We start from the raw sequence: 23,356 nt of genomic DNA, 5'->3' as shown, positions 1-23,356 counted from the left end.
GCCCCCGAGGTGCGCGTGCCTGGTGCGCGATGCCGTGCGCGCGGTTCAGTCTGCTGAGTTCACAACGCGCGGTTCACGCGCGGGGCGGATCTCAGGCGCCAGGGGTGCTCGTCGAGTAGACGGTGCCGCCCGAGCTCTGCGCCCGGCGACCGCTGCGACGACGGCCGGCCGAGTCGCCGCCCGCCGAGTGGCCCTGAGCCTGCTGGCGCTGACCCTGCTGCGATCCGCCACGACGCTGACCCTGGCCCTCGCCCAATCCGCCACGACGCTGACCCTGCGGCTGCGCCGCCCGATCCTGACCGCCCTGGCGCGCACCCTGCTGACCAGCCGAAGCTGCAGCTGCTCCCTGGCCAGCTGCGCGGCCGCGACCGCCGCGCGAGCGCTTGCGCTTCGCGTTCGCACCCGTGCTCTTGCCCTCACCAGCCGGCGCGTGGCCCGCGGCGCGCTGCTGCGCAGCCTGCGCGGCGGCACGCTTCTGCTCGGTGACCCGCGGATCCACCTTCGGTGCGACCTCGCCGATCAGCGCCAGCACCTCGGGATCGACGTGCTGCGCCATCGGGTTGACCTGCTTCGGTGCGACGCGGATCTTCGCGGCGCGCATGATCTGCTTCATCTCGCCGCGCTGCTCGGGCAGCACGAGCGTGACCACATCGCCCTCGTTGCCGGCGCGCGCGGTGCGGCCGGAACGGTGCAGGTAGGCCTTGTGCTCAACGGGCGGATCGACGTGCACCACGAGGTCGACACCGTCGACGTGCACGCCACGGGCCGCAACGTCGGTCGCCACGAGCACGCGCGCGTCGCCGCTGACGAACTCGGCGAGGTTGCGGTCGCGGGCGTTCTGAGAGAGATTGCCCTGCAGCTCCACCGCGGGGATGCCGCGTGCGGTGAGCTGCTTCGCGAGCTTCTTGGCCTGATGCTTCATGCGGGTGAAGAAGATGCGGCGCGCGGTGCCCGAGGCGAGCGCCTCGATGAGGGCTTCCTTCTGCTCCTTGCCTGCGACCTCGAACACGTGGTGGGTGAGCTGCGGCACCGGGCTCTCGGCGCTGTCCACTGAGTGCAGGATGGGGTCGTGCAGGTACTTCTTCACGAGGTTGTCGACCCCGTTGTCGAGGGTCGCGCTGAAGAGCAGGCGCTGGCCCACCTTCGGGGTCTTGTTGAGGATGCGCGTGACCACGGGCAAGAAGCCCATATCGGCCATGTGATCTGCCTCGTCGAGCACGGTGATCTCGACGCCATCGAGATGCACGAGGCCCTGCCTCATCAGGTCATCGAGGCGACCGGGAGCAGCGACGACGATGTCGACACCGGCTTCGAGAGCGGCCTCCTGGCGGCGCTGCGGCACGCCACCGAAGATAGTGGTCACCTTCACGCCCACCGGGTCGGCGAGCATCTTGATGGTCTCTGCGATCTGGGTGACGAGCTCGCGGGTGGGGGCGAGCACGATGCCGCGGGGGCGGCTGGGGCGGCGCTTCGCGGCGGCACCGTCGGCGAGGTTCGCGACGAGCGGGATGCCGAACGCAATGGTCTTGCCGGAGCCGGTGCGGCCGCGGCCGAGCACGTCGCGGCCGGCGAGGGTGTCGGGCAGGGTGTCGCGCTGGATCGGGAAGGGTGAAGTCTTGCCGTTCTTGTCGAGCGCGTGCGCGATGGGCGCGGGAACGCCCAGCGATTCGAACGTGGGTGCAGTGGTCTCGGTCACGGGGACCTTTCTGTGCAGTGCAGCGAGCGGCGGGGCGGCATCGTGGATGCAGGCGTGCCCGGGCCGTGCGTCGCTGCGGTCATCGGCGAGTGCGCGGGATCGCGCATCCGTTCGCCGCGGAGAGTCGCGGTGCGGAAGCACCGGTGCGGATCCGCCGGTCTGCGGGGATCACGCTTGAACATCAGCGACGATGGGGCCGGTACGACCGGCCCGTGCCTCCCAGCCTAGCGGGTTCCGACTGAAAACAGGTGATCGATATCGCGCGGAGAAACTCGTCGGTTCTGTCCCGCAGCAGAAGAAACGCCGATCTGCACGCGCCGGCTGCGCTCGAGAACCCGCCGCCGGGAGCATCCCTCTGGCATGATCAGGCCATGGGACGCATCACGATCCGAGATTTCCACGACGACGACCTCGACGCGGTCGTGCAACTCTGGTGGGAGGCACGATCCTCCGCAGAGCAGCCGGTCTACTCGCTCGCCGAGGTGACGGCCTCCTGCCGCGAAGACCACGCAGTGGTGGCTGTGCGCGACGAAAAAGTCGTTGCCGCGGCGGTCGGGAGGGCCGCGCACGCGCAGGGGTGGATTGTGTTCTTCGGGGTAGCCGAGGAATCTCGCTCGGGCAATGTGTCGGGCGCGCTGCTCGACGCGCTCGAACGCAAGATGGCGCCGCTCGGGCTCTCGACGCTGTCGGTGCTGATGCCCGAGGGCAGCCGCCTCGACCTGCTCACCTCGAACGGCTTCCTGGTGCGACACAGCCTGCGCTATCTCGAACGGCAGATGCCGGTGCAACGACGCGAACTCGACCTGTTGAAAGACGTGGGCGGCCGGGTGCTGCCGCGCCATCTCTGGGAGAACGTGGCGGGCATGCGCCGTGAGAAGCAGCTGCTTGAGGAACGGCTGGTGGCGCCGCTCGCGCAGCCCGATCTTGCAGATCGCTACGGCGTGGTACCGCCGCATGCCGTCATGCTGTTCGGCCCGCCTGGCACTGGCAAGACCACGTTCGCGAAGGCGGTCGCGTCGCGGCTCGACTGGCCCTTCGTCGAGGTGTTCCCGTCACGGCTCGGCGACGGCAAGACAAGTGTGGCGGCATCGCTGCGCGGCATCTTCGAGCAGATCGGCGAGCTGGAGCACGGGGTGGTGTTCATCGACGAGGTCGAGGAGATTGCATCCCAGCGCAGCGATCCGCCAACGCCGACGCAGGGAGTGACGAACGAGCTGCTGAAGATCGTGGCCGACTTCCGGGCGCGCGAGGGCCTGCTGCTGGTGTGCGCCACGAACTTCGTGCGCGGCCTCGACGCCGCGTTCCTGCGGCACGGCCGCTTCGACTACGTGCTGCCCATCGGCCTGCCCGACGACGAAGCGCGTGAGGCGATCTGGCGTCGTTATGTGCCCACGCATCTCGCGAGCGATATCGACTTCGGTAGCCTTGTCGCCGAGAGCGCCGGGCTGACACCCGCCGACATCGAGTACGCGGCACGACGGGCATCGCAGGAGGCGCTGGCGCGGGCGCTGCGGGCGGGGGAGGGCGGATCCGGTTCGGGATCCCGCACCGACCTCGCGACCGACGACTACCTTGCCGCGCTCGCGGTGACCCGCGCCACTGTGTCGGAGGCGCAGCTCGCGACGTTCCTCGAAGACATCGAGACACTCGCGCGGCTGTAGGGGGCTCTGTCGGCCTGCGGGCTCTGTCGCCCTGCGGGCTCTGTCGCCCTGCGGCCCCCGCTGCCCCGATCCTTCCTTTCTCTGGCATCGAGGTCACGCATGTGGTCGTTTCGTCGGGGGTATAACGACCACATGGGTGACCTCGATGCGGCTCCGGGCCTGAGCTGCCATGAATGTCAGAGGGTGCCGATAGCGTCGTAGGCATCGAAAGGAGCGCCCATGTTCTTGCAAGATCGAGCCGACGGCCTCGGGCAGCGCGTTGTGACAAGCGCGAGCGACCTGACCGCGGCGAGCATGTGCGAGTTCGCGTTTCTGCGGCGCGTCGATGCGAAGCTGGGCCGCGACATCGCCGTTCCGCCAGACGACGATCCGATGCTGGCGCGTGCCGCGAAGCTGGGCGACGCGCACGAGGAGCGCACGCTTGAGCGATACCGGGCCGTGCTGGGCGAAGGGGCCCTGGGCGCGGCTGGCGGCGTCGTCGAGATTCCGCGCCCCGCTTCGATGAGCGAGGCGTCGCTCGGCGATGTTGCCGAGCAGACTCGGGTGGCGTTGCTCGGGGCTGCTGAGGTGGTGTTTCAAGCAACATTCTTCGAACCGCGGATCGCGGGGGCCGTGCCGGCTGAAAGCAGTGAGGCGGCCCGAGCAGAAGCGCCTCATCTCCCGGAGATCGGCTTCGTCGGCTTTGCCGACTTTCTGCGGCGACAGCCAGACGGCAGCTACGAGGTGCAAGACACCAAGCTGGCCCGCCGGGCGAAGACGACAGCCCTCATGCAGCTCGCGGCCTACGCAGAGCAACTGGAACACATCGGGGTGCCGGTCGCCCGCGAGGCCGTGTTGATCCTCGGAGACGGGGCGCGCTCGCGGCACCGCATTGCCGATATCGCGCCGGTGTTTCGGGCCCGGCGAGCCCGGTTGCATCGCTTGCTGCGCGACCGCCTGGCCGCCACCGGGCCTGACGGGCGGCGCGAGAGCGCGGCACCCGTGGCCTGGCTTTCCGATGGAGTTGCGGCGTGCGGTCGGTGCGAGGTGTGCGAGCTCGAAATCGGACAGGCGCGCGATCCGCTGCTGATCGCCGGGATTCGCCGCACGCAGCGCGACGCCCTTGTTTCGGCGGGGCATCGCACAATCGAGCGTGTCGCGGACCTGCTGCCGACGCTCCGGGCTGGGGCTGGGGCCGTGACCGAGGCCACCGTGGTCGAAGGGGTTGCACCGGCCGTGCTCGAACGGCTCGCCTCGCAGGCCGCACTGCAGCTCGAGGGCGACGACGCCGCGGTGCCGCCCTACCGGGTCATCGATCCGGCTGCGCTCGCCGCGCTGCCTCAGCCCGACCCCGGCGACCTCTTCTTCGACTTCGAGGGTGACCCCATGTACCGCGAGCCGGGGCCCGACGACTCCGCACGCTGGGGCCTCGATTACCTCTTCGGCATGGTCGACGCAAGCGAGCGCTTCACGCCGATCTGGGCGCACGACCTCGCCGAAGAGCGGCGAGCGCTCGAACAGTTCCTCGCATTCGTAGCTGACCGCCGGGCGCGCTTCCCCGGTATGCACATCTACCACTACGCCGCCTACGAGCGTACGCACCTCCTGTCGATTGCAGCACGCCACGGCGTTGGCGAGGCCGAGGTTGACCAACTACTGCGAGAACACGTGCTCGTTGACCTGTACCCGATCGTGCGCCGGGCGCTGCGCGTCGGTTCTCGCTCGTACTCGATCAAAAAACTCGAACCGCTCTACATGGGCAACGGACTGCGCGATGACACCGGCGTGACCAGCGGCGCGCAGTCTGTCACCGAGTACGCCGAGGCGAGCACCCAGCTCGCCTCAGGCACCGAGACGCAGCGCGCCGAGGGGCAGCGCCGGCTCGACGCGATTGCAGATTACAACCGCTACGACTGCGTCTCCACGCTGCGCTTGCGTGACTGGCTGCTTGCGCTTGCCGTCGAGCACAGCATTGAGCCCTACGCGGCCGAAGGCCCCACAGCAGAGACCGGCCCGCTGATCGAGGCCAGTCCCGTAGCGCGGGCCTTGATGGCCCATGCGGAAGCAGCCGAGCCACGCGATCGTGCCACCGCCGCGCTTGCGGCCAGCGCGATCGACTACCACCAGCGCGAGCAGAAATCATTCTGGTGGGCTCACTTCGCCAGGCTGATTGATCCCGTCGAAGACTGGGCTGACAGCCGAGACGTGCTGATCGTTGATACCGCTCGCAGTGGAGTCCTTTCCGGCTGGTCGATGCCGCAGCGGGCGCGCGTGCTGCGACGGCGTCTCCAACTGCGGGGCGATCTCGCGCCCGGCAGCGCCCTCCGAGAGGGCGGCGAAGCCTACGCGCTCTACGAGCACCCGGCACCCTTCCCGCAGCGCGGTGCAGCACCCGGGGCGCGCGGCGCGCGGCGCGTGCGCATCATCGAACGTCTCGACGACGGCGCAGTGATCGATGAAGGCGTTGGAGAGGCCGAGCCCTACACCGGGCTTCCAATCGCCCTCGTGCCAGGGCCGCCGCCTCCCGCCGGTGCGCAGAAGGGTGCGATTGAAGAGTGGGGTGCCAGGCTTGCCGCAGCGCTTGACGCTGGTGGCTTCCCGGCCGACCCCGTGGTCGACCTGATCCGCAGAACCCCGCCCAGGCTCAGAGGCGACGGCGCGCTCACTCAAGCAGCGCCTGTGGCCGGCCCAAACGGCGATACCGATGTGATTGGCGCCGTGGTGCAGAGCCTGTTGCGTCTCGATCGCAGTTACCTCGCCGTGCAGGGGCCGCCTGGCACCGGCAAGACCTACCTTGCTGCGCGCGTGATCCGGCGGCTCGTCGAGCAGCACGGTTGGCGCATCGGCGTGGTGGCGCAGTCGCACCGCGTGGTCGAAAATGTGCTCGAAGGCGTTGTCGCTGCGGGGCTGCCTGCCGCTCAGGTGGGCAAGGTGCCCCAGGGTGGTGCCCTCGACGAGGGTGACACGGCCCCCGCCTACACAGTGCTGCCCCGCAACGCTCACGCGCGCTTCGTCGCCGGGCATCGTGATTTCGGCCGCGGCTGCGTGGTCGGCGGCACCGCCTGGGATTTCAGCAACCCCGGGCGCTTCGAGCGTGCATCGCTCGATCTGCTGGTCATCGACGAAGCCGGGCAGTTCTCGCTCGCGCCTACGATTGCCGCGTCAATGGCAGCCGAGCGTCTTCTGCTGCTCGGCGACCCGCAGCAGTTGCCGCAGGTGTCGCAGGGAGATCATCCCGAGCCCGTCGATGCCTCCGCGCTCGGCTGGCTCCTCGGTGACTTCGAAACCGTGCCAGACGAACTCGGCTACTTCCTCGCCGAAACCCGACGCATGCGCCCCGAGCTCGCCGATGTGGTCTCCGAACTTGCCTACGAGGGGCGCTTGCACGCGCACTCCACTGCGGCCCAGCGCGAGGTGCACGGGGCTGGTCCGGCGGGGCTCGTGTGGCACCCCGTCGAACACCACGGCAACTCCACCAGCTCCGCCGAAGAAGCCGCGGAGGTGGTGCGCATCGTGCGCGAATCGCTCTCGGGCGCTGTGGTGGGTGCTGCTGGTGCTGGTGCTGGGGTGTCAGGTAGGCCGCTTACCCCTGACGATCTGATCGTTGTTGCCGCCTACAACGCGCAGGTCGAGGTGGTCGGCGAAGCGCTCATCGCCGCTGGCTTCGACGGGGTGCGGGTGGGCACCGTCGACAAGTTCCAGGGGCAAGAAGCGGTGATCGCGATCGTGACCCTCGCCGCTTCGAGTCCTGACGATGTGCCGCGGGGTCTTGAATTCCTGCTCCTGCGCAATCGACTCAACGTTGCGATCAGTCGTGCGCAGTGGGCAGCGCACCTTGTCTCCTCCGACAGGCTCGGAGAGGGCCTGCCCACCAGCTCACAGGGGCTCGTCGCGCTGTCCGGCTACCTCAGGCTCACCGAGCGCGCCGCACGAGCCGATCGCGAGGCGCTGCGGGTGGGGCGTGAACGATCGGTGCGTGAGCGAGCCGTGCATAGGAACGCCGCATACGCGGAGCCCGCGTCCGTGCTAGATCTGCCAGGGCGCGCTAGTTTGGAGGCATGGTGAGACCCGGAGGCCCATTCAAGACCCCACCGTCGCGACGGCTCGAAGCGCCCATCCCCGGGCAACTGCCGACCCCGACCTCGTCGTCGCTGCCTGAGCAGGCAAAGCCAGAATCGGTGCTGCGTGCCTCGGCACGCTCCGGCATCCCGGCCTTCGAAGTGATGCGCATCACCGACGAGATCGCCCGCCGCCGCGCCGCGGGGCACGACGTCGTCTCGCTCTGCGCGGGGGAGCCCAGCGCCCGCCCCGCTCCCGGCACCCTCAAACCCGCCGGCTATACCGGACCCCTCGGCACCGCGCCGCTGCGCGAGGCCATCGCCGGGCACTACCGTGCCTGGTACGGCGTCGAAGTTGATCCCGGCACGGTTGCCGTAACCACCGGCTCCTCCGGGGCCTTCCAACTGGTTTTCCTCGCGGCGTTCGACCCAGGCGATCGGGTGGCGCTCGCGAGCCCCGGCTACCCGGCCTACCGCAACATCCTCGCGGCGCTCGGCGTGCAGGTGGTCGAGATCCCCACCGGCCCCGACACCCGCTATCAGCCGACTCCCGCGCTGCTCGACGCCGCCGTGCAGGAGCACGGCCCGTTGGCCGGTGTCATCATCGCCTCACCGGCAAACCCCACAGGCACCATGCTCGGCCGCTCCGAACTGGAAGCGCTGGTGTCGTGGTGCCGCACGCACCGGGCGCGGCTCATCAGCGACGAGATCTACCACGGCATCACCTTCCCGCAGCCCGGCGACCCCGACCCGCGCGGGGTGTCGGTGCGCGAACTCGATGCCGAGGCGATCGTCATCAACTCCTTCTCGAAGTATTGGGGCATGACCGGCTGGCGGCTCGGCTGGGCCCTGCTGCCGGCGTCGCTCGTCGCGCCCTTCGAAGCTCTCGCCTCGAACTTCGCGCTTTCGCCGCCGGCCCCGGCGCAGGAGCTCGCCCTCTCTGCATTCACCGACGAGAGCTACGCGCAGCGCGACGCCGTCGTCGAGGGCTTCGCGCGCGCACGCGCTCTCATTCTTGAAGCGCAACCGCAGCTGAATTGGGGTGTTGCAGCGCCATCAGACGGAGCCTTTTACTACTACTCCGAGCTCGGCCCGCAACTCGAACGGTACGGCGATTCGGTCGCCTACGCCCGAGCGCTCCTCGAAGGCGCCGATGTCGCAGTGGTTCCCGGCGTCGACTTCGACCCGATCCGCGGCAGCCGGGCTGTGCGCCTCTCCTACGCTGCTGGTGAAGCCGCCGTAGCGGAAGCGCTCAACCGCATCATCGAGTTCCAGCGCTGAGTCGGCCCGTTCAGGCTCGCGTCAGCTCGCGCTCGCGTCCAGGCGGCCTATTCGTATCGAGTCGGCCCAATGTTCACGCAAGTTTCGGGCCTACTCGCTACGCATAGGCCGACTCGATGGCGGGGCCGCGGGTCGTGTCGTCAGAATCGGATCGGGGTTCCGGCGGCCACACCGACACGGCGTTGCAGGGCGTCATCCACGACGGCGCGCGGATCCGCCGTTTCGTTCACCGCGATGCCGAGCGATCGCAGCGCCTCAGCCTCGGCTCCACCGAGATCGAGCACCAGCGCGGTGACCGCCTCCGACAGCGGACCCTCGAGGCCCGCAACGGCTCGGGCGAACGCAGAACGTAAAGCTTTGCCCAGCGCGGCAGGGTCATCCGATCCCGCAGCGAGCTCAACCTCTGCGCTTGCATAGTTCACGCCATCACCAGAGAGCGACTCGACCACGACCGCGCCGCCGTTGAGGCGGGCGTGCAATTCGAGCACGCTGCTCGACGCGGCGGGCTTCGCGGTGAAGGGGAGCGGAATACCCGGGGCGGCCCCGGCAGCCGCATCATGCGAGTGCTCAGACGCCGCCGAACCGCCGTTGAAGGTGAACTTCAGATCCATACCCTCAAGCCTACGCCCGCCTCAGACACCGGCCGACCGCGCCCGGGCGACGTCAGCCCGCCGCGGTCTCAATCGGGGTCACGTGTGGCCGCGTGTCGTGCCGTGACACGGCAAAGAGTGACCCCGATCTTCAGGAGGGCGGAAGAGAGGGCAGGGCAGAGAAGGAAGGGGCGTTGCCACGTGCGGGTATCCTCCGCTCGCAGGCTCGCAGGCTCGCAGGCTCGCAGGCTCGCAGGCTCGCAGGCTCGCAGGCTCGCAGGCTCGCAGGCTCGCAGGCTCGCAGGCTCGCAGGCTCGCAGGCTCGCAGGCTCGCGCTCACGCAGCCACCTTAGATCCGGGCGATCTCCTGCCTGGGGCGCACGGCGAGGTCGGTGATCTGCACGTCGGCCGGCGCGTCGACTACGAATCGCACCGCACTTGCTACGGAGGAGGGGCGGATGTAGCGTTCGGGCGTGTAGGCGTCGGCGGGGATCAGCTGTCGCAGCATGTCGGTGTCGGTCTGACCGGGCGCGATCGTTGCCACACGCACGCGGTGCGGTTCTTCGTCGATGCGCAGCACATCGGCGACGGCGCGCAGCGCGTGCTTCGCCGCGGTGTAGATCGCGTTGCCCGGCACGGGCCTGGTGCCCGCCCCGGAACCGATGAAGATGACGGTGCCCTGCGCCGCGCGCAAGAGCGGCAGGGCGTGCTTCGTGATGAGGGCGGGCGCGACCACGTTTACGGAGAGCTGCTGGTTCCAGTCGTCGGCGCTCGCGTCCGCGACGGCGCGCTGCTGCGAGACCGCCGCCGCGTGCACCAGCACATCGAGGCGGTCGAGACCCGCGATCCGCTGCGCGAACGCTTCCTCCTCACAAACGTCGAGTCGCCACGTCTCGGCGCCGGTCTCCTCGGCGACGGCGTCGAGCCTCGCGGCGTCGCGCCCGACGGCGATGATGCGGTGGCTACTGGCGAGCTCTCGGGCGATCTCGCGGCCCATGCCGTTCGATGCGCCTGTGATGACGGCGACGGGGCGGGGGTCAGACATGGAGCGCTCCTTCGAGTTGGGGGTGCGGTGCGGTGCCATGGGGTGAGGCTTGGTCGGTGCGTGCGAGCGCGATCCCGAGTGCGCTGCGCGCGATGCGGTCGGTCTCGCGCAGCATCGGCGGGTCGGTGCCCGGCATGGGGCTGATGATGGTGCCGTGCAGTTGCTCGTCGACGGGGATACCCGCAACGTGCACGGCGGGGTCGTGTCTGCCGTCGCTCCCGATGAGCCGCCCGGTGGCGGCGTCGATCTCGAAGGCGCCGGTGACGAGTGCGGCGCCGTCGCGCGCAGCCACGCGGAAGGGACGGGCTCGGCCTGCGTCGAGGAGGGTGCGGGCCAGCGGATCGACCGTTTCGTCGAGGCGGTGGAAGTGCATCCAGCCATCAACGAGGGCGGGGGCGACGACACGGGATCCGGCAACGCGCGCCGATTCGGCGACGAAGCCCTCGTCGCTGACGTGCACCGAGGCATGCGGGCCGACGAAGCGCACGAGGCCGGCATCGGCGAGGGCCAGCAGCTGCCTGTTGCGGAACGCGGGCGGGCCGGATCCGACCATGCCTCCGAGCGAGGTGAGCAGCGCGTAGCCTGAGCCGCGCGATTCTGCGTCGAAGCCGCCGAGGGTGCCGATGCGGGCCGCTGCCCCGCGCGCCGCGCTGATCGACCACAGGCCGGCTTTCACGGCGCTGTCGCGCCCCAACTCTGCCTCACGCAGGTCTGCTGCAGTGCGTTCGCGCACGAAAGTGTCGAATGCTTCGGGGGAGGCGAAGTCGCGCTCGGCGGGGTGCATTTCGCCGAGCAGGTCGAAGCGGTCGGCTGGGTTGGGGATGAACGGTGCGACGGCGGCTGCGATGCTGGCGGGTGCGCGGTCGAGGTCGTCACCGCCGGGGGCGGGATTGGGGGTGGCATCGTGCAGCAGTTCGTCGAGGGCCGCGATGATTGCGGCGCGGATCTCCTGAGGCGAAGCTGCGACGGCGGTGGGCCGCACCCGGTGCAGCGTTTCGACGTGGTCGATGTAGGCGTCGGCCACGATGCGCGGCCAGAGCACGCGGTCGAAGTCGATGGGGCGGCGGATCGCGGCCCAGTCGACGCCCAGCAGCAGGCGCTGTTGCGGGTTGGGTGGCAGTGAGTGGTAGAGCGATTTGGCGCGGAATGGCACGCCGCGGTGGGAGGTGGCGTGCAGCACGGGTTCGCGGCCGGAGGGCAGGTAGCGCAGGCCGCTGGTGGTGTCTGGGTCGGGTGCGAATGCGCCGCCGCGACCGATGGTGAGCAGCGCCATGGCGTCGAAGAATCCCATGCCGAGGCCGCGCACGATGGCGGGTTCACCTGCGGGTACCCGGCTCAGATCTTGTTCGATGGGGCTCGCGGGTCGCACCCAGACGAGCTCGGGCCGTCGCTCCAGCTCGTGCGCGATGGCGCGTTCGGCTGCGGTGTCTGAGCGCGGCATCCATCCGGTGGCGAGAATGACGGCGTCGGCCTCGATCCACCCCGCACCGTGCTCGCCCACCGCCGCAAGCTGGATGCGTTCGCGGGAGCCGTGGCGTTCGATCCCGACGGCGGTGGTGCGATGGCGGATCACGCGCGCGTTGGGTGGGAGCAGTGCGACGGCCCGTTCGTAGCACCAGCTCAGGTATTCGCCGTAGAGGGCGCGGCTGGGGTGCGATTCGGGCAACGTGGCTTCAAGCTCGTCGCGGAAGTCGGCGGCGAAGCCCTGGCGGGGCGGAAACGCCTCGAAGGCTGCGACGTGGGGGCTGGGGATCGCCGCGACGGCCTTGACGGAGCGATCGGACGGAAACTCCGCGTGCAGGCTCAGCACGCTCCATTCGTAGAGCGTGGGGCCGGGAATCACCGGGCCTGCGAGGCTGCTGCCTGGCTCGGTGAACAGGGTTACGGCGTGCGAGAGCGTGTTCATGCACAGTTCGCGGGACTGTTCGGGGTGCCAGATTCTGCCGGCGCCGGAGGGTGCCGGGTCGATGACGTGCACGTCGATCGGCGGCGCATCGTCGCCGAGATTGGCGCCGATGCGTTCGAGGAGTGAGGCGCCGCGCGGGCCGGCTCCCACGATCGCGATAGTGGCTCGGTTCGCAGTGGACATGGTTCCGTTATAGGCCTGTTCGTCGAGAGAAGGGGTGGCAGATGACTGAATGTGACGCCCCGGCGGGGCGCCTCGTGTGTGAACTTCTGTTACACGATGACTTTCGCAGAAGTTATGCGAGCCATAACAATAGCTTTCGGTGCGAGAGACGCGCCAGAGCTGAAACGGCGGATCACGCATCGCGATCCGCCCCTGATCACCACGAGGAGTACCCCATGAGAACACGCCGTATCGCCTGGATCGGAGCGCTGGCCGCCGTCGCGATCGCGATGACCGGCTGCTCCGCGGGCGGGGGGAGCGATAGCGGCGAGAGCAGCGGCGGCACCCTCACCTACCTCGAACCGCAGACCTGGAACACGCTCTACCCGCCGGCCGGCGGCTTCTATCCCAACGGGGGCGTGCTCAACCAGATCACCGACCGCCTGCTCTACCAGAACCCGCAGACGCTCGAGCTCGAGCCCTGGATCGCGGAGGACCTGCCCGAGGTCAACGCCGACGCCACCGAGTACACCTTCACCCTGCGCGAAGGCGTCACCTATTCCGATGGCACACCGCTCGACGCCGAGAACGTTGTGAAGAACTTCGACCTCTTCGGCAAGGGCGACAGCAACCGTGCGCTCTCCGCATCCGAAGCGATCAACAACTACGATCACGGCGAGGTCGTCGACGAGCGCACCGTGAAGTTCTTCTTCACCGCCCCGTCACCGGGCTTCGCGCAGGCCGTCTCCACCATCAACTCGGGACTGCTCTCGAACGCTACCCTCGACCGCAGCAACGAAGATTTCGGCCCGGGCAACGCGGCCGAAATCGTCGGCAGCGGGCCGTTCGTGATCGACACGGAGAAGATCGGCACCGAACTCTCGCTCACCACCCGCGACGACTACGACTGGGCACCGCCCTCGCTGAAGCATCAGGGTGCCGCGCAAATTGACGGCGTCGACTTCATCGTGGCGAGCGAGCCGAGCGTGCGCGTCGGCACCGTCACCTCAGGTCAAGCCGACATCGCCCGCACCATCCCCGCACCCGACGAAACCCAGTTCGAAGCCGACGGTCTCGAACTCGTTGCGGCCCCCACCAACGGCGTGAACAACAGCCTGAGCTTCCGCTTCGCGCACCCGCTGCTGCAGGACATCAAGGTGCGTCAGGCGCTCATTGCCGGAATCAACCGCGAAGAGATCGTCGACACGCTGTTCAGCGACAGCTACCCGCTCGCGACCGGCATCCTCGCGAAGTCGGCGCTCGGGTACACCGACACCTCCGACAACTACGTCTACGACCCCAAGAAGGCCGCGCAACTGCTCGACGAGGCGGGCTGGAAGGTCGGTAGTGACGGCATCCGCGAGAAGGACGGCCAGAAGCTCGTGCTCACCTTCAACGAGGCGCTGCCGCAGCCGCGCTCCAAGGAGGTTGTCACCCTGATTCAGGAGCAGCTGGGCAAGATCGGTGTGGGCGTGGAGCTGTTCGCCGGCGACCAGGCCGCACAGGACGCCGCGCGACTGCAACTCGACACCATCCAGGTCTACCACTCCATGGTTGGCCGCGCTGACTTCGACGTGCTGAAGTCGCAGTTCTTCTCCAAGAACCGCAACGCGCTGCTGAACCTCGACCCCGCCACCGGTGAGCTGCACGACCCCGAGCTCGACGGGCTGCTCTCGCAGATCGCCTCGGTGCCGACGGTTGAGGAGCGTCAGCAGGCCTCCGCAGCCGCCCAGCAGCACCTCGCCGAGCAGGCCTACGTACTGCCCCTCTTCGAGGAACCGCAGGTGTTCGGGCTGCGATCGCAGGTCAAGGGCTTCAAGACCGAGTCGATCGGCCGCCCGTCGTTCTATGAAGTGACGCTGCAGCGATGACCCGAGGCGCAGTGCTGCGACGTGTAGGCCAGGCCATGCTCGTGCTCTGGTTGGCCTACACGTGCGCCTTCGTGCTGCTCGCGGCGCTGCCCGGAGACGCGGTGATGGCCCGGTTCGGCAACCCCGACCTGGGCCTCACCCCGGATCAGCTCGAGCAGATCCGGGCCTCGTACGGCATCGATCAGCCGCTGATCGTGCGCTACTTCGAATCGATCGGCGCGTTCCTGAGCGGCAACCTCGGCTACTCGGTGCAGAGCGGTGCGGCAGTCTCCGATCTGCTCGCCGAGGCCCTGCCTTCCACGCTGACCCTCGCGGTTCTCGGACTCGCGGGTGCCGTGGTGCTCGCCGTGATCATCGCGTTCACTGCCTCGTACGGCAAGGGCGCATGGCTGCGAAGGGTGTTCCGCAACCTGCCGCCGCTGTTCGTCTCGGTGCCGGTGTTCTGGATCGGCATCGTGCTCGTGCAGATCTTCTCCTTTCAGCTGGGGCTCGTCCCCGTGATCGGCGCGAGCGACGCACAGGCCCTCATCCTGCCGGTGCTCACCCTCACCATCCCCATCGCCGCACCGCTTGCGCAGGTCTTCCTGCGCAGCATCGACGAGGTACGCGAGCAGCCCTTCGTGTCGGTGGTGAAGGCGCGAGGAGCCAGCACCAGTTGGCTGCTGTGGCGCGGCGTCGCCCCCAACGCACTGCTGCCGGTCCTCACCATGGCGGGCCTGCTGTTTGGGGAGCTTGTCGGCGGGGCGATCGTCACTGAAGCAGTGTTCGGTCGCACCGGCATCGGCAGTCTCACCGCTCAGGCCGTCGCCAATCGCGACACCCCGGTGCTGCTCGCAGTCGTGGTGATCGCCACAGTGGTCTACGTCGTCATCAATCTGACCGTCGATCTGCTCTACCCCGTGCTCGATCCCCGTCTGCGCCAGACGCAGGCCCGCACACGGGCCGCCGCCGTTGCGGCGCAGCCCGCATCCGACACCCACGAACCCACAGGAGCCCCGCGATGACCGCCGTCGAAACCGCCACGGGCCTCGGCCCGGCACGCGGAACGCCGAACGCCGCGCGATCCGCCTCTCCATGGACCACCCTGCTGCGGCCCGGCCTCATCGTGCCGCTGCTCGTGCTGCTCATCGCGCTCGCGTGGGCTGTCGCCCCGGGGCTCTTCACCTCGCAGAGCCCCACCGAGACCGTTGCACCGGCCTTGCAGGCGCCGAGCGCCGAGCACTGGTTCGGCACCGACGCGACAGGCCGCGACCTCTTCTCGCGGGTGGTGCACGGTGCCTCCCAGTCGATCTCGGCCGCGCTGCTTGCGGTGTTCGTGGGCTTCGCCTTCGGAACGCTCATCGGGGTTTCGGCGGGTGCCGTCGGTGGCTGGGTCGACGACGTGTTCATGCGCTTCGTTGAAGTGATGCTTGCGATCCCCACCCTGCTGCTGTCGCTCAGCGTGGTGATTCTGCTCGGCTTCGGCACCGCCAACGCGGCGATCGCGGTCGGAGTCACCTCGGTCGCAGTGTTCGCGAGGCTGTCGCGCGCCCAGGTGATGAGCGTGCGGGCCAGCGAGTTCGTCGAGGCCGCCTATGGTTCGGGAGGCACCTTCTTCGGCGTGCTGCGCGGGCATGTCATCCCGAACTCGCTCACCCCCGTCATCGCGCTCGCCGCCCTGCAACTGGGATCCGCGATCCTGCAGATCTCCACCCTCGGATTCCTCGGCTACGGAGCACCGCCCCCCACACCCGAGTGGGGCCTGCTCATCGCCGAGGGCCGCAATTACGTCTCCACCGCCTGGTGGTTGACGACGCTGCCCGGCCTCGTCGTGGTGCTCGTCGTGGTCGCCACCAACAGACTCAGCCAGGCCATCAGCTCAGGAGGACGATCATGAGCGAGCAGCCGCTACTCAGCATCCGCGATCTCGCAGTGCAGTATCGCACCCGTCATGGCCACGTCGACGCGGTGCGCGGGGTGAGCTTCGATGTCGAGGCGGGCAAGGTCACGGCTGTTGTGGGGGAGTCCGGATCGGGCAAAACCACGGTCGCCCAGTCGGTGATCGGACTGCTCGCCTCGAACGGCAGTATCTCGCGCGGGTCGATCCTGCTGAACGAGCGCCGCTTAGGCACCACCGAACTGGTGGGGCTCTCGGAACGGCGCTGGCAGGATCTGCGCGGCCGCTGCGTCGGCCTCATCCCGCAGGATCCCGGCAACTCGCTCAACCCCGTACGCACCGTGGGTCACTCCATCAGCGAATCCTTGCGCATCCACGGCAGGCCGAGCCGCGAGGAGGTGCGCGAACGTGTGCACGCGCTGCTTGAACAGGTCGGCATCGACGATCCGGTGCGCCGCGCGAAGCAGTATCCGCACGAGTTCTCGGGCGGCATGCGGCAGCGCGTGCTCATCGCAGCGGCCATCGCGAACAACCCCGAACTGATCATCGCCGATGAACCCACTTCGGCGCTCGACGTTACCGTGCAGCGCACCGTGCTCGACCTGCTCGACACACTGCGGCGCGAGACGGGCACGGGAGTGCTGTTCATCACGCACGATCTCGCGGTGGCGGCGGATCGCGCCGACAGCGTCGTGGTGATGCGCGGCGGCGAGGTGCAGGAATCCGGCCCTAGCGACCGAGTGCTTGCCCAGCCCGAGTCGGAGTACACGAGGCGGCTGATGCACGATGCGCCGTCGTTCGGCCGGGTTGTTGACCGGGAGACGCTGACCGTGTCGGGGGCGTCGGTGTCGGGCGCGGCGCCGGTGTCGGGCGGGGTGCCGGTGTCGGGCGGGGCGTCTGAGGTGGGCGCGGTGTCCGAACCTCGCACGGTGTGGGAGTCACCCCCGGAGTCGGAGTCAGACCCAGTGAGGGAGTCAGACCCGGTGTCCGAGTCTCGTAGGGTTTCGCCGGCACGAGTGGCGTCGCCACGTGCACTTCCTGAAACACTCGGTTCGGCTGCGGCCCCCCTGCTCGAAGTGCGCGGGCTGCGTCAGCAGTTCGGGCACGGTGCCGACGCGTTCGTGGCCGTCGATGATGTGTCCTTCACTGTCGCCCGCGGCACCACGCACGCCCTGGTCGGGGAATCCGGATCCGGAAAGACCACCACCGGTCGCGCAATCGCAGGCTTCGCAAGGCCCACTGCGGGCAGTATTCGCATCTACGCAGGCCAGGCCAGCGCTCCCGCATCCGGCCCGTCCGCGAACGGATCTGCCGCGAACGGACCCTCTGCAAGCGAGCCCTCCGCAGTGCACGCCCTCGAAGTCACCACCCTGCGTGGCCGAGAGCTGCGCGAGTTTCGACGCACCACCCAGCTCGTCTACCAAAACCCCTACGGTTCGCTCGATCCGCGGCTTTCGATCGGCCAGACGCTCTCCGAACCACTGCGCAACTTCGCGATCGGGTCACGGGCAGACCGGGCTGATCGCGTCGCTCACGCCCTCGAACTCGTTGCCCTCCCCGCCGACTTCGCGCACCGCCAGCCCCGGGAACTTTCGGGCGGTCAGCGGCAGCGCGTCGCCATCGCCCGGGCGCTCATTGTGGAACCCGAACTCGTGGTGCTCGACGAAGCAGTGTCAGCGCTCGACGTGACTGTGCAAGCGCAGATTCTGCGCCTGCTCGCCCGGCTGCAAGCCGAGCTGGGCCTCAGCTACGTGTTCATCTCCCACGACCTCGCCGTGGTGCGGCAGATCGCCGACACCGTTTCGGTGCTGCAGCGCGGCCGGCAGGTCGAGCACGGCGACACCGAGGAAGTCTTCGGCAACGCCCGTCACCCCTACACGCGTCAGCTCATCGACGCGATTCCTGGTGCTTCGCTCGCCTCGGGTCACTGGGTGATCTAGAGGGCGCGGCGGGCCTCGCTTCAGGCATTCGCGATTCGGCTGCTCCATTTCAATCTCCTTTCGAACGGAACCCTATGTCATCGAACACCCCGACCGTATCCCCGACCACTGACATTGTTGACGCCCTTGCGGGCATCGCTCCAGGCGATTCCCTCGACGAAGCACGCAGGCGGCGGCCCGAGGCGCGCACCCACGCCCAGGGCAGCTTCGACGCTCTGTTCGTGCCCGACGACCCCTCCCAGGTCACCCTTGCAGAGCGCGCCGCCGTGGCTCTATTCGTGGCACGACTGCACCAGCAGGATTCCGCGGTCGAGTTCTACGGAGCCCTGTTGCGAGAGACTGGCAAGGGGCTCGGGGCCGGGGCCGGTGAAGCTCTCGAACCGCTCATCGTCGCCGAGGCGGGACGAGCAGCGGGATCCGGACCCTACGGAGCCTTCCGCGCCGACAACGCTCCCGAGAGCACCGAAGGCCCCGTCTACAGCGTCTCCTCGGTCGAGGCTGCCTACGCGCTCGGCGACCGCCTTGCCGCGGCCCTCGAGCACGCTCACCTGCTCGTGCTGCACCCGCGTGATGCCGCACGCGGCTCGCTGCAACAGCTGCTCGATGCCGGGTGGAGCACCACTGGGGTCATCACGCTCTCGCAGCTGGTCTCGTTTCTCACGTTTCAGCTGCGAGTCGTGCACGGCCTCGAACAGCTGAGCACTGGCGAAGGCTCGCCCTTGCTGCCCGCACTCGCTGCGGAGGTGGCGCGTGCGGCAGAAGCCCGCACCGCAGGGGCGAACACCGAAGCCCCGGCGGCGGCTCGTGCCGAGCAGCTGCCGCCGGCCCCCGAGGTGCAGGAGCCGCCGCGCTTCACCCAGGACGTGCTCGGCTGGAAGCCGTGGCTGGAGCCCCTGCCCGTCGCCGAGTTCACCGAACGCCACTACGACGCGCTCGTGCAGCGCGACCGTGTGCACATGCCCTACTTCAGGCTGCTCGCGCGTGATCCCGAGGCGCTTCGAGAGCGCACCCTCACTGACCTCGACATCTTCACCAACACCGACGCCGGGCTGCCCCGCGCCGAGCGCGAACTCGCGGCTGCCGCGGCCTCGCGATTCAACGGCTGCGTCTTCTGCGCCTCCGTGCACGCGCGTTTTGCAAGCGAGAACGGCGCCGATCGGGCGGAGGTGCAGCGCCTGCTCGACGAGGGCGTTTCGGTGCGCCTGTCGCCCAGGCTCGATGCAATCGTCGATGCAACCGTGGCGCTGACCGCGACGCCGTCGCGCTTCGGCGCTGCCGAGATCGCCGCGCTGCGGCAGGTCGGCCTCGACGAGCTCTCGCTGCTCGACGTGATTCAGGCGGGCGCGTTCTTCAACTGGGCGAACCGTCTCATGCTCTCCATCGGAGAACCCACGCTCTGAGCGACCAGGACCACCCCATCGAGGTCACTCCTGTGGCCCTTTCCGAGTAGGAATCAGGGCCCCAGGGGTGACCTCGATGCATGCGAAGCATGGGGAGGGGCGACGTGGAGTGCGGATCGCGGGAGGGTGGCGGATCCGCACCCGGATCCGCCACTCCGCCGCAATCGCTGAAACGCCAGTGGGCCCCGCTTCCGAAGAAGCGGGGCCCACTGAAGCGCACTGCTCTGGATTAGGCCTGAGCGGCGAGAGTCTCCTCAAGCGATGCCGAGGCGAGCTCGGGGAACGCCAGTGCAACACCGTGGTTGGTGATGACGCCCTCGTGAGCGTTGAGGCCCTTGGCGAGCGAGGCATCGTCGTTCAGCGCCTTGACCCAGCCCTTGTCGGCGAGTGCGACGACGTAGGGGAGGGTGGCATTGGTGAGCGCCGCGGTCGAGGTCTCGGGCACAGCGCCGGGCATGTTGGCGACGCAGTAGTAGATCGAGTTGTGCACCTCGAAGGTGGGGTTGTCGTGGGTGGTGGGCTTCGAGTTCTCGAAGCAGCCGCCCTGGTCGATGGCGATGTCGACGAGCACGGAGCCCTGCTTCATCTGAGCGACCATCTCGTCGGTGACGAGCTTCGGAGCCTTCTCGCCCGGAATCAGCACGGAGCCGATGACGAGGTCAGCGTCCTTGAGTGCCTCGGTGATGTTGTGCGCATTCGAGGTGCGGGTCTGGATGCGACCGTTGAACTCGTCCTCGAGCTGCTTGAGGCGGGGAATCGCGATGTCGATGACGGTGACCTCTGCGCCCATGCCGTAAGCGATGCGAGCAGCCTGCTCACCGGCTGCGCCGCCGCCGATGACGACGACCTTGCCACGACGGGTGGCGGTCACGCCACCGAGGAGGATGCCACGGCCACCGTTCGCCTTCATGAGCGAGTAAGCGCCGACCTGCACCGAGAGACGACCGGCGACCTCGGACATGGGGGCGAGGAGCGGCAGGCCGCGGTTGGGCAGCTGCACGGTCTCGTAGGCGATGGCGGTGGTGCCCGATGCGAGCACGGCCTCGGTGAGTGCCTTCTCAGCTGCGAGGTGCAGGTAGGTGAAAAGCACCTGGCCCTTGCGCATCTTGTCGTACTCCGAAGCGATGGGCTCCTTGACCTTGAGCACCATGTCCGAGTCAGCCCAGACCTGATCGGCGCTCTCGACGATCTTGGCGCCTGCGGCGGCGTACTCCTCGTCGGTGATCGCCGAGCCGAGGCCAGCGCCGGCCTGCACCAGCACCTCGTGGCCACGGCGTGCCAGCTCGTAGACGCCAGCCTGCGTGATGGCGACGCGGTTCTCGTTGTTCTTGATTTCGGTGGGAATACCGACGCGCATGATCTGCTCCAGAGTGTTCGGAAGTGCGGTGTGGTCCGGACGCACCGCGACCCTCGATAGAGAAATCGCGACACGGGATGTCTTCGATTGTGCAGTATATTCGCTTTCCGCAAAAGAAACATGAATTCTCTTCGGAATTCATCGCTAAAGTGGTGAAGAACGGAGCGAATACGGAGCTGTGATGACTGAGGATTCGAAGAATCTGCGCCCAGATGTCGGGCTGGACCAGGTCGACCGCAAAATTGTGGAAGAGCTGCAGACCAACGGGCGCATCACCAACGCTGAACTCGCGGAGCGGGTGGGCGTCGCCGCCTCAACCTGCATTGCGCGGGTGCGCAGTCTCGTCAGCCGCGGCATCATCACGGGATTCACGGCGTCGGTCGACCCGCGGGCCATGGGGCTCGGCCTGCAGGTGCTCGTGAGCGTGACGGTGAGATCGGGTGCGCGGCAGCGGATCGCTGAGCTCAGTGACGAATTGCGCTCGCTGCCAGAGGTGATGCAGCTTTTCTTCCTCGGCGGTGTGGAGGACTTCATCATCCACCTTGCGGCACGCGATTCGGATCATGTGCGCGACTTCGTCATGGAGCATCTCTCGGCGCACCCGGCGGTGTCATCGACCCGCACCAGCATCGTGTTCAGCCACCACCAGAATCCCGTGCAGGCCTGACCTTACTGACCACGAGCTTGGCCGGCGAGGTGCTCAGAGCGCTGCCGGGGGCAACAGCCTCGTCTCGTAGGCGTCGAGCGCGAGCTCTGCCGCTCTGATGGCCTGTGAGCTGTAGCGACCGATTGCGCGCTCTTCGAGAAGCGTCTCGCGCTGCGCCTCCAGAGCGAGCCTCAGGAGCCGCTGGTAGGTCTGTGCCGGGTGCTCGGCGCCGTGGGTTTCGAGGGGCATCGTCGGAGCTGCGGCCGCCGCGAGAGGGATGAGGGCGCTGCGCGCGCTCGCGCGCGCCCGCTGCACTGCCATGTCGGTGTGCTCTTGCTGTTTGGGATCGCGCGCTGGTTGAGCGTCGCGTGCGGCCTCGCGAGTGCGTTCGTCTTCGCGTTCTTGTGCTTCGACGGCTTCATCGATGGCCTCGTTGGCGGCTTCGTAGAGGTCGCGGCTGAGCGATATCAGTTCCTTCTTCTGGTGCCCGGTGCCGGCGCCGTCGGGCCAGAGCTTGCGGATGAACACGGGCAGCGTGAGGCCATGCAGCAGCAGGGTGATGACCGCGACGGCGAACGCCGCCAGAATGATCTGCGGTCGATAGGGAACGGTAGTGGGGATCGACTGCGCAGCGGCGAGCGTCACCACGCCGCGCATACCGCTCCAGGAGAGCACCACGCCGTCGCGCCAGCCGAGTTGCTGCTCGCGCTCATGTTCGAGGTCGGCAGCAGATCGTTTGGTGCGGATGTCGAGCCTGCGCAGCCGGTCGCGGAAGCGGCCGTCGGCCTTTTCTGCGATGCCCGATTGTTGCACCCGTTCGTTGAGGTGGTTGTAGCCGGCGTTGCGTCGCTCGTAGTGCCGTGTCACCCCGCGCATGCCCAGCAGGAGCGGCACCATGAAGGCCGAACGGCAGAGAATGAGCAGTGCGACGAGGCCCAGCGCGAGCATGCCGATGTGGGGGAGGCGCAGCTCGCTCTCGCCGACCTGAGCCACGAGCGAGTGCAACTGCAGCCCCATGACAAGGAAGACGCCGTTCTCGAGCAGGAACTGCACGGTGCGCCAGTTGAGTCGCTCGTTGGTGCGCGCAGATGCGCTGAAACGTTTGGACGCGTGGTGACCGGTGTAAAGACCGGTGACGACCACGGCAAGCACGCCAGAAGCCTGCAGCTCCTCGGCGGGAATGAACGCGACGAAGGGCACGATGAACGAGATAATCGTGTCGTGCACCGGGCTGGTGAGCTTGGAGCGGATCCACACGGTCAGCCCGCCGATGACGAGGCCGACGACGATCGCCACAGCGACCGAGTAGAAGAAGGAGGCCGTCGCCGGTGCGAGCGCGAAGCTGCCTGCAACGGCGGCGGTTGCAGTCTTCAGTAGCACGAGTGAGGTGGCGTCGTTGACGAGGCTTTCGCCCTCGAGAATGGAGACGACCCGCTCGGGCATGCCGAGCCGTTTGCCGATCGAGGTCGCTGCAACCGCGTCGGTGGGGCTGATAACAGCGCCGAGGGCGATCGCTGCGGGGAGCGGGATCGCAGGCACGAACCAGTGCACGAGGAAGCCGACGGCGAGTGCCGAGATCACCACGAGCAGCACGGAAAGCCCGATGACGGGGCGGAAGTTGCGGCGGAAATCGACGATGGGCACGTTGACGGCGGCGGCATAGAGCAGAGGTGGAAGCACGACAAGGAGGATGATCTCGGGGTCGATGCTCACGAGCGGCATGAAGGGGAGGTAGCCGATGCCGATCCCGATGACGACGAGCAGCAGAGGGGCCGCGATGCTGATCTTGCTACCGACGATCGATGCGCCGACGAGCAGGATCACCGCGATCACTGAGAGGAGGCCGAATTCCATGGCTCTAGGCTCTCACGTCTGCCACGCCTGCTGC

General features: G+C 68.2%; 15 protein-coding genes. 9 read left to right on the top strand and 6 right to left on the bottom strand.

Annotation, left to right across the window (positions count from 1 at the left end):
* Positions 1-91: 91 nt before the first annotated feature.
* A complete protein-coding gene (locus WFI54_RS05315) occupies positions 92-1,696 on the bottom strand; it encodes a DEAD/DEAH box helicase (RefSeq protein ID WP_336651755.1) in 1,605 nt (534 codons plus the stop codon).
* Between the two features lie 371 nt (positions 1,697-2,067).
* Here WFI54_RS05315 and WFI54_RS05310 point away from each other — a divergent pair, with 371 nt between their 5' ends.
* The 3 genes from WFI54_RS05310 to WFI54_RS05300 all read left to right on the top strand — a co-directional run bounded on the left by WFI54_RS05310 (position 2,068) and on the right by WFI54_RS05300 (position 8,675).
* Entirely contained in the window at positions 2,068-3,357 is a 1,290-nt protein-coding gene (locus WFI54_RS05310; protein ID WP_336651754.1) for an ATP-binding protein, read from the top strand.
* Between the two features lie 219 nt (positions 3,358-3,576).
* Positions 3,577-7,401 carry a TM0106 family RecB-like putative nuclease gene (locus WFI54_RS05305; protein ID WP_336651753.1) on the top strand — a complete coding sequence of 1,275 codons (3,825 nt, stop codon included), beginning with the start codon at positions 3,577-3,579 and terminating at the stop codon, positions 7,399-7,401.
* Positions 7,402-7,559: 158 nt separating this feature from the next.
* On the top strand, positions 7,560-8,675 hold the full coding sequence (locus tag WFI54_RS05300) for a pyridoxal phosphate-dependent aminotransferase (RefSeq protein ID WP_442918651.1): 1,116 nt from the start codon (positions 7,560-7,562) through the stop codon (positions 8,673-8,675).
* A 140-nt stretch (positions 8,676-8,815) separates the two neighbouring features.
* Here WFI54_RS05300 and WFI54_RS05295 read toward each other — a convergent pair whose 3' ends face one another.
* The 3 genes from WFI54_RS05295 to WFI54_RS05285 form a co-directional block, all read right to left on the bottom strand.
* On the bottom strand, positions 8,816-9,286 hold the full coding sequence (locus WFI54_RS05295; protein ID WP_336651751.1) for a hypothetical protein: 471 nt from the start codon (positions 9,284-9,286) through the stop codon (positions 8,816-8,818).
* Positions 9,287-9,614: 328 nt separating this feature from the next.
* Positions 9,615-10,310 carry an SDR family oxidoreductase gene (locus WFI54_RS05290; RefSeq protein WP_336651750.1) on the bottom strand — a complete coding sequence of 232 codons (696 nt, stop codon included), beginning with the start codon at positions 10,308-10,310 and terminating at the stop codon, positions 9,615-9,617.
* Entirely contained in the window at positions 10,303-12,399 is a 2,097-nt protein-coding gene (locus WFI54_RS05285; RefSeq protein WP_336651749.1) for an FAD/NAD(P)-binding protein, read from the bottom strand. Before WFI54_RS05285 ends, WFI54_RS05290 begins: the two co-directional genes overlap by 8 nt.
* Before the next feature lie 215 nt (positions 12,400-12,614).
* Here WFI54_RS05285 and WFI54_RS05280 point away from each other — a divergent pair, with 215 nt between their 5' ends.
* From WFI54_RS05280 to WFI54_RS05260, 5 genes are all read left to right on the top strand, one after another.
* Entirely contained in the window at positions 12,615-14,249 is a 1,635-nt protein-coding gene (locus tag WFI54_RS05280; RefSeq protein WP_336651748.1) for a TIGR04028 family ABC transporter substrate-binding protein, read from the top strand.
* Positions 14,246-15,253, top strand: coding sequence for an ABC transporter permease (locus tag WFI54_RS05275; RefSeq protein ID WP_336651747.1), 1,008 nt, complete (start codon positions 14,246-14,248; stop codon positions 15,251-15,253). Before WFI54_RS05280 ends, WFI54_RS05275 begins: the two co-directional genes overlap by 4 nt.
* Positions 15,250-16,125, top strand: coding sequence for an ABC transporter permease (locus tag WFI54_RS05270; protein WP_336651746.1), 876 nt, complete (start codon positions 15,250-15,252; stop codon positions 16,123-16,125). Before WFI54_RS05275 ends, WFI54_RS05270 begins: the two co-directional genes overlap by 4 nt.
* Positions 16,122-18,065, top strand: a complete 1,944-nt coding sequence (locus WFI54_RS05265; RefSeq protein WP_336651745.1) for an ABC transporter ATP-binding protein — start codon at positions 16,122-16,124, stop codon at positions 18,063-18,065. The genes WFI54_RS05270 and WFI54_RS05265 overlap by 4 nt, the downstream gene beginning before the upstream one ends.
* 74 nt (positions 18,066-18,139) lie before the next feature.
* A complete protein-coding gene (locus WFI54_RS05260) occupies positions 18,140-19,465 on the top strand; it encodes an alkylhydroperoxidase domain protein (RefSeq protein WP_336651744.1) in 1,326 nt (441 codons plus the stop codon).
* A gap of 229 nt (positions 19,466-19,694) precedes the next feature.
* Here the strand turns inward: WFI54_RS05260 and ald are convergent, their stop codons facing one another.
* On the bottom strand, positions 19,695-20,822 hold the full coding sequence (gene ald / locus WFI54_RS05255; protein WP_336651743.1) for an alanine dehydrogenase: 1,128 nt from the start codon (positions 20,820-20,822) through the stop codon (positions 19,695-19,697).
* A gap of 181 nt (positions 20,823-21,003) precedes the next feature.
* On the opposite strand from ald, the gene WFI54_RS05250 reads away from it, so the two are divergent.
* Positions 21,004-21,489, top strand: coding sequence for an Lrp/AsnC family transcriptional regulator (locus WFI54_RS05250; RefSeq protein ID WP_336651742.1), 486 nt, complete (start codon positions 21,004-21,006; stop codon positions 21,487-21,489).
* Between the two features lie 33 nt (positions 21,490-21,522).
* On the opposite strand, the gene WFI54_RS05245 is transcribed toward WFI54_RS05250, so the two are convergent.
* Positions 21,523-23,322: a cation:proton antiporter gene (locus WFI54_RS05245; RefSeq protein ID WP_336651741.1), complete on the bottom strand. Its 1,800-nt coding sequence runs from the start codon at positions 23,320-23,322 to the stop codon at positions 21,523-21,525.
* Between the last annotated feature and the right edge of the window lie 34 nt (positions 23,323-23,356).

This window comes from Leucobacter sp. MMO-125, assembly GCF_037148395.1.
Lineage (GTDB): Bacteria > Actinomycetota > Actinomycetes > Actinomycetales > Microbacteriaceae > Leucobacter.
The sequence above is the reverse complement of the archived record's forward strand: the minus strand, read 5'-3'. Positions and strand labels throughout refer to the sequence as shown.

Excerpts from the sequence above, each read along its gene's own strand:
- WFI54_RS05310 (WP_336651754.1), top strand. The coding sequence starts at position 2,068 with ATGGGACGCATCACGATCCGAGATTTCCACGACGACGACCTCGACGCG.
- WFI54_RS05265 (WP_336651745.1), top strand. The coding sequence starts at position 16,122 with ATGAGCGAGCAGCCGCTACTCAGCATCCGCGATCTCGCAGTGCAGTAT.
- WFI54_RS05270 (WP_336651746.1), top strand. The coding sequence starts at position 15,250 with ATGACCGCCGTCGAAACCGCCACGGGCCTCGGCCCGGCACGCGGAACG.
- WFI54_RS05280 (WP_336651748.1), top strand. The coding sequence starts at position 12,615 with ATGAGAACACGCCGTATCGCCTGGATCGGAGCGCTGGCCGCCGTCGCG.
- WFI54_RS05305 (WP_336651753.1), top strand. The coding sequence starts at position 3,577 with ATGTTCTTGCAAGATCGAGCCGACGGCCTCGGGCAGCGCGTTGTGACA.
- WFI54_RS05290 (WP_336651750.1), bottom strand. The coding sequence starts at position 10,310 with ATGTCTGACCCCCGCCCCGTCGCCGTCATCACAGGCGCATCGAACGGC.
- WFI54_RS05245 (WP_336651741.1), bottom strand. The coding sequence starts at position 23,322 with ATGGAATTCGGCCTCCTCTCAGTGATCGCGGTGATCCTGCTCGTCGGC.
- WFI54_RS05285 (WP_336651749.1), bottom strand. The coding sequence starts at position 12,399 with ATGTCCACTGCGAACCGAGCCACTATCGCGATCGTGGGAGCCGGCCCG.
- WFI54_RS05260 (WP_336651744.1), top strand. The coding sequence starts at position 18,140 with ATGTCATCGAACACCCCGACCGTATCCCCGACCACTGACATTGTTGAC.
- WFI54_RS05295 (WP_336651751.1), bottom strand. The coding sequence starts at position 9,286 with ATGGATCTGAAGTTCACCTTCAACGGCGGTTCGGCGGCGTCTGAGCAC.
- WFI54_RS05250 (WP_336651742.1), top strand. The coding sequence starts at position 21,004 with ATGACTGAGGATTCGAAGAATCTGCGCCCAGATGTCGGGCTGGACCAG.
- WFI54_RS05300 (WP_442918651.1), top strand. The coding sequence starts at position 7,560 with ATGCGCATCACCGACGAGATCGCCCGCCGCCGCGCCGCGGGGCACGAC.
- ald (WP_336651743.1), bottom strand. The coding sequence starts at position 20,822 with ATGCGCGTCGGTATTCCCACCGAAATCAAGAACAACGAGAACCGCGTC.
- WFI54_RS05275 (WP_336651747.1), top strand. The coding sequence starts at position 14,246 with ATGACCCGAGGCGCAGTGCTGCGACGTGTAGGCCAGGCCATGCTCGTG.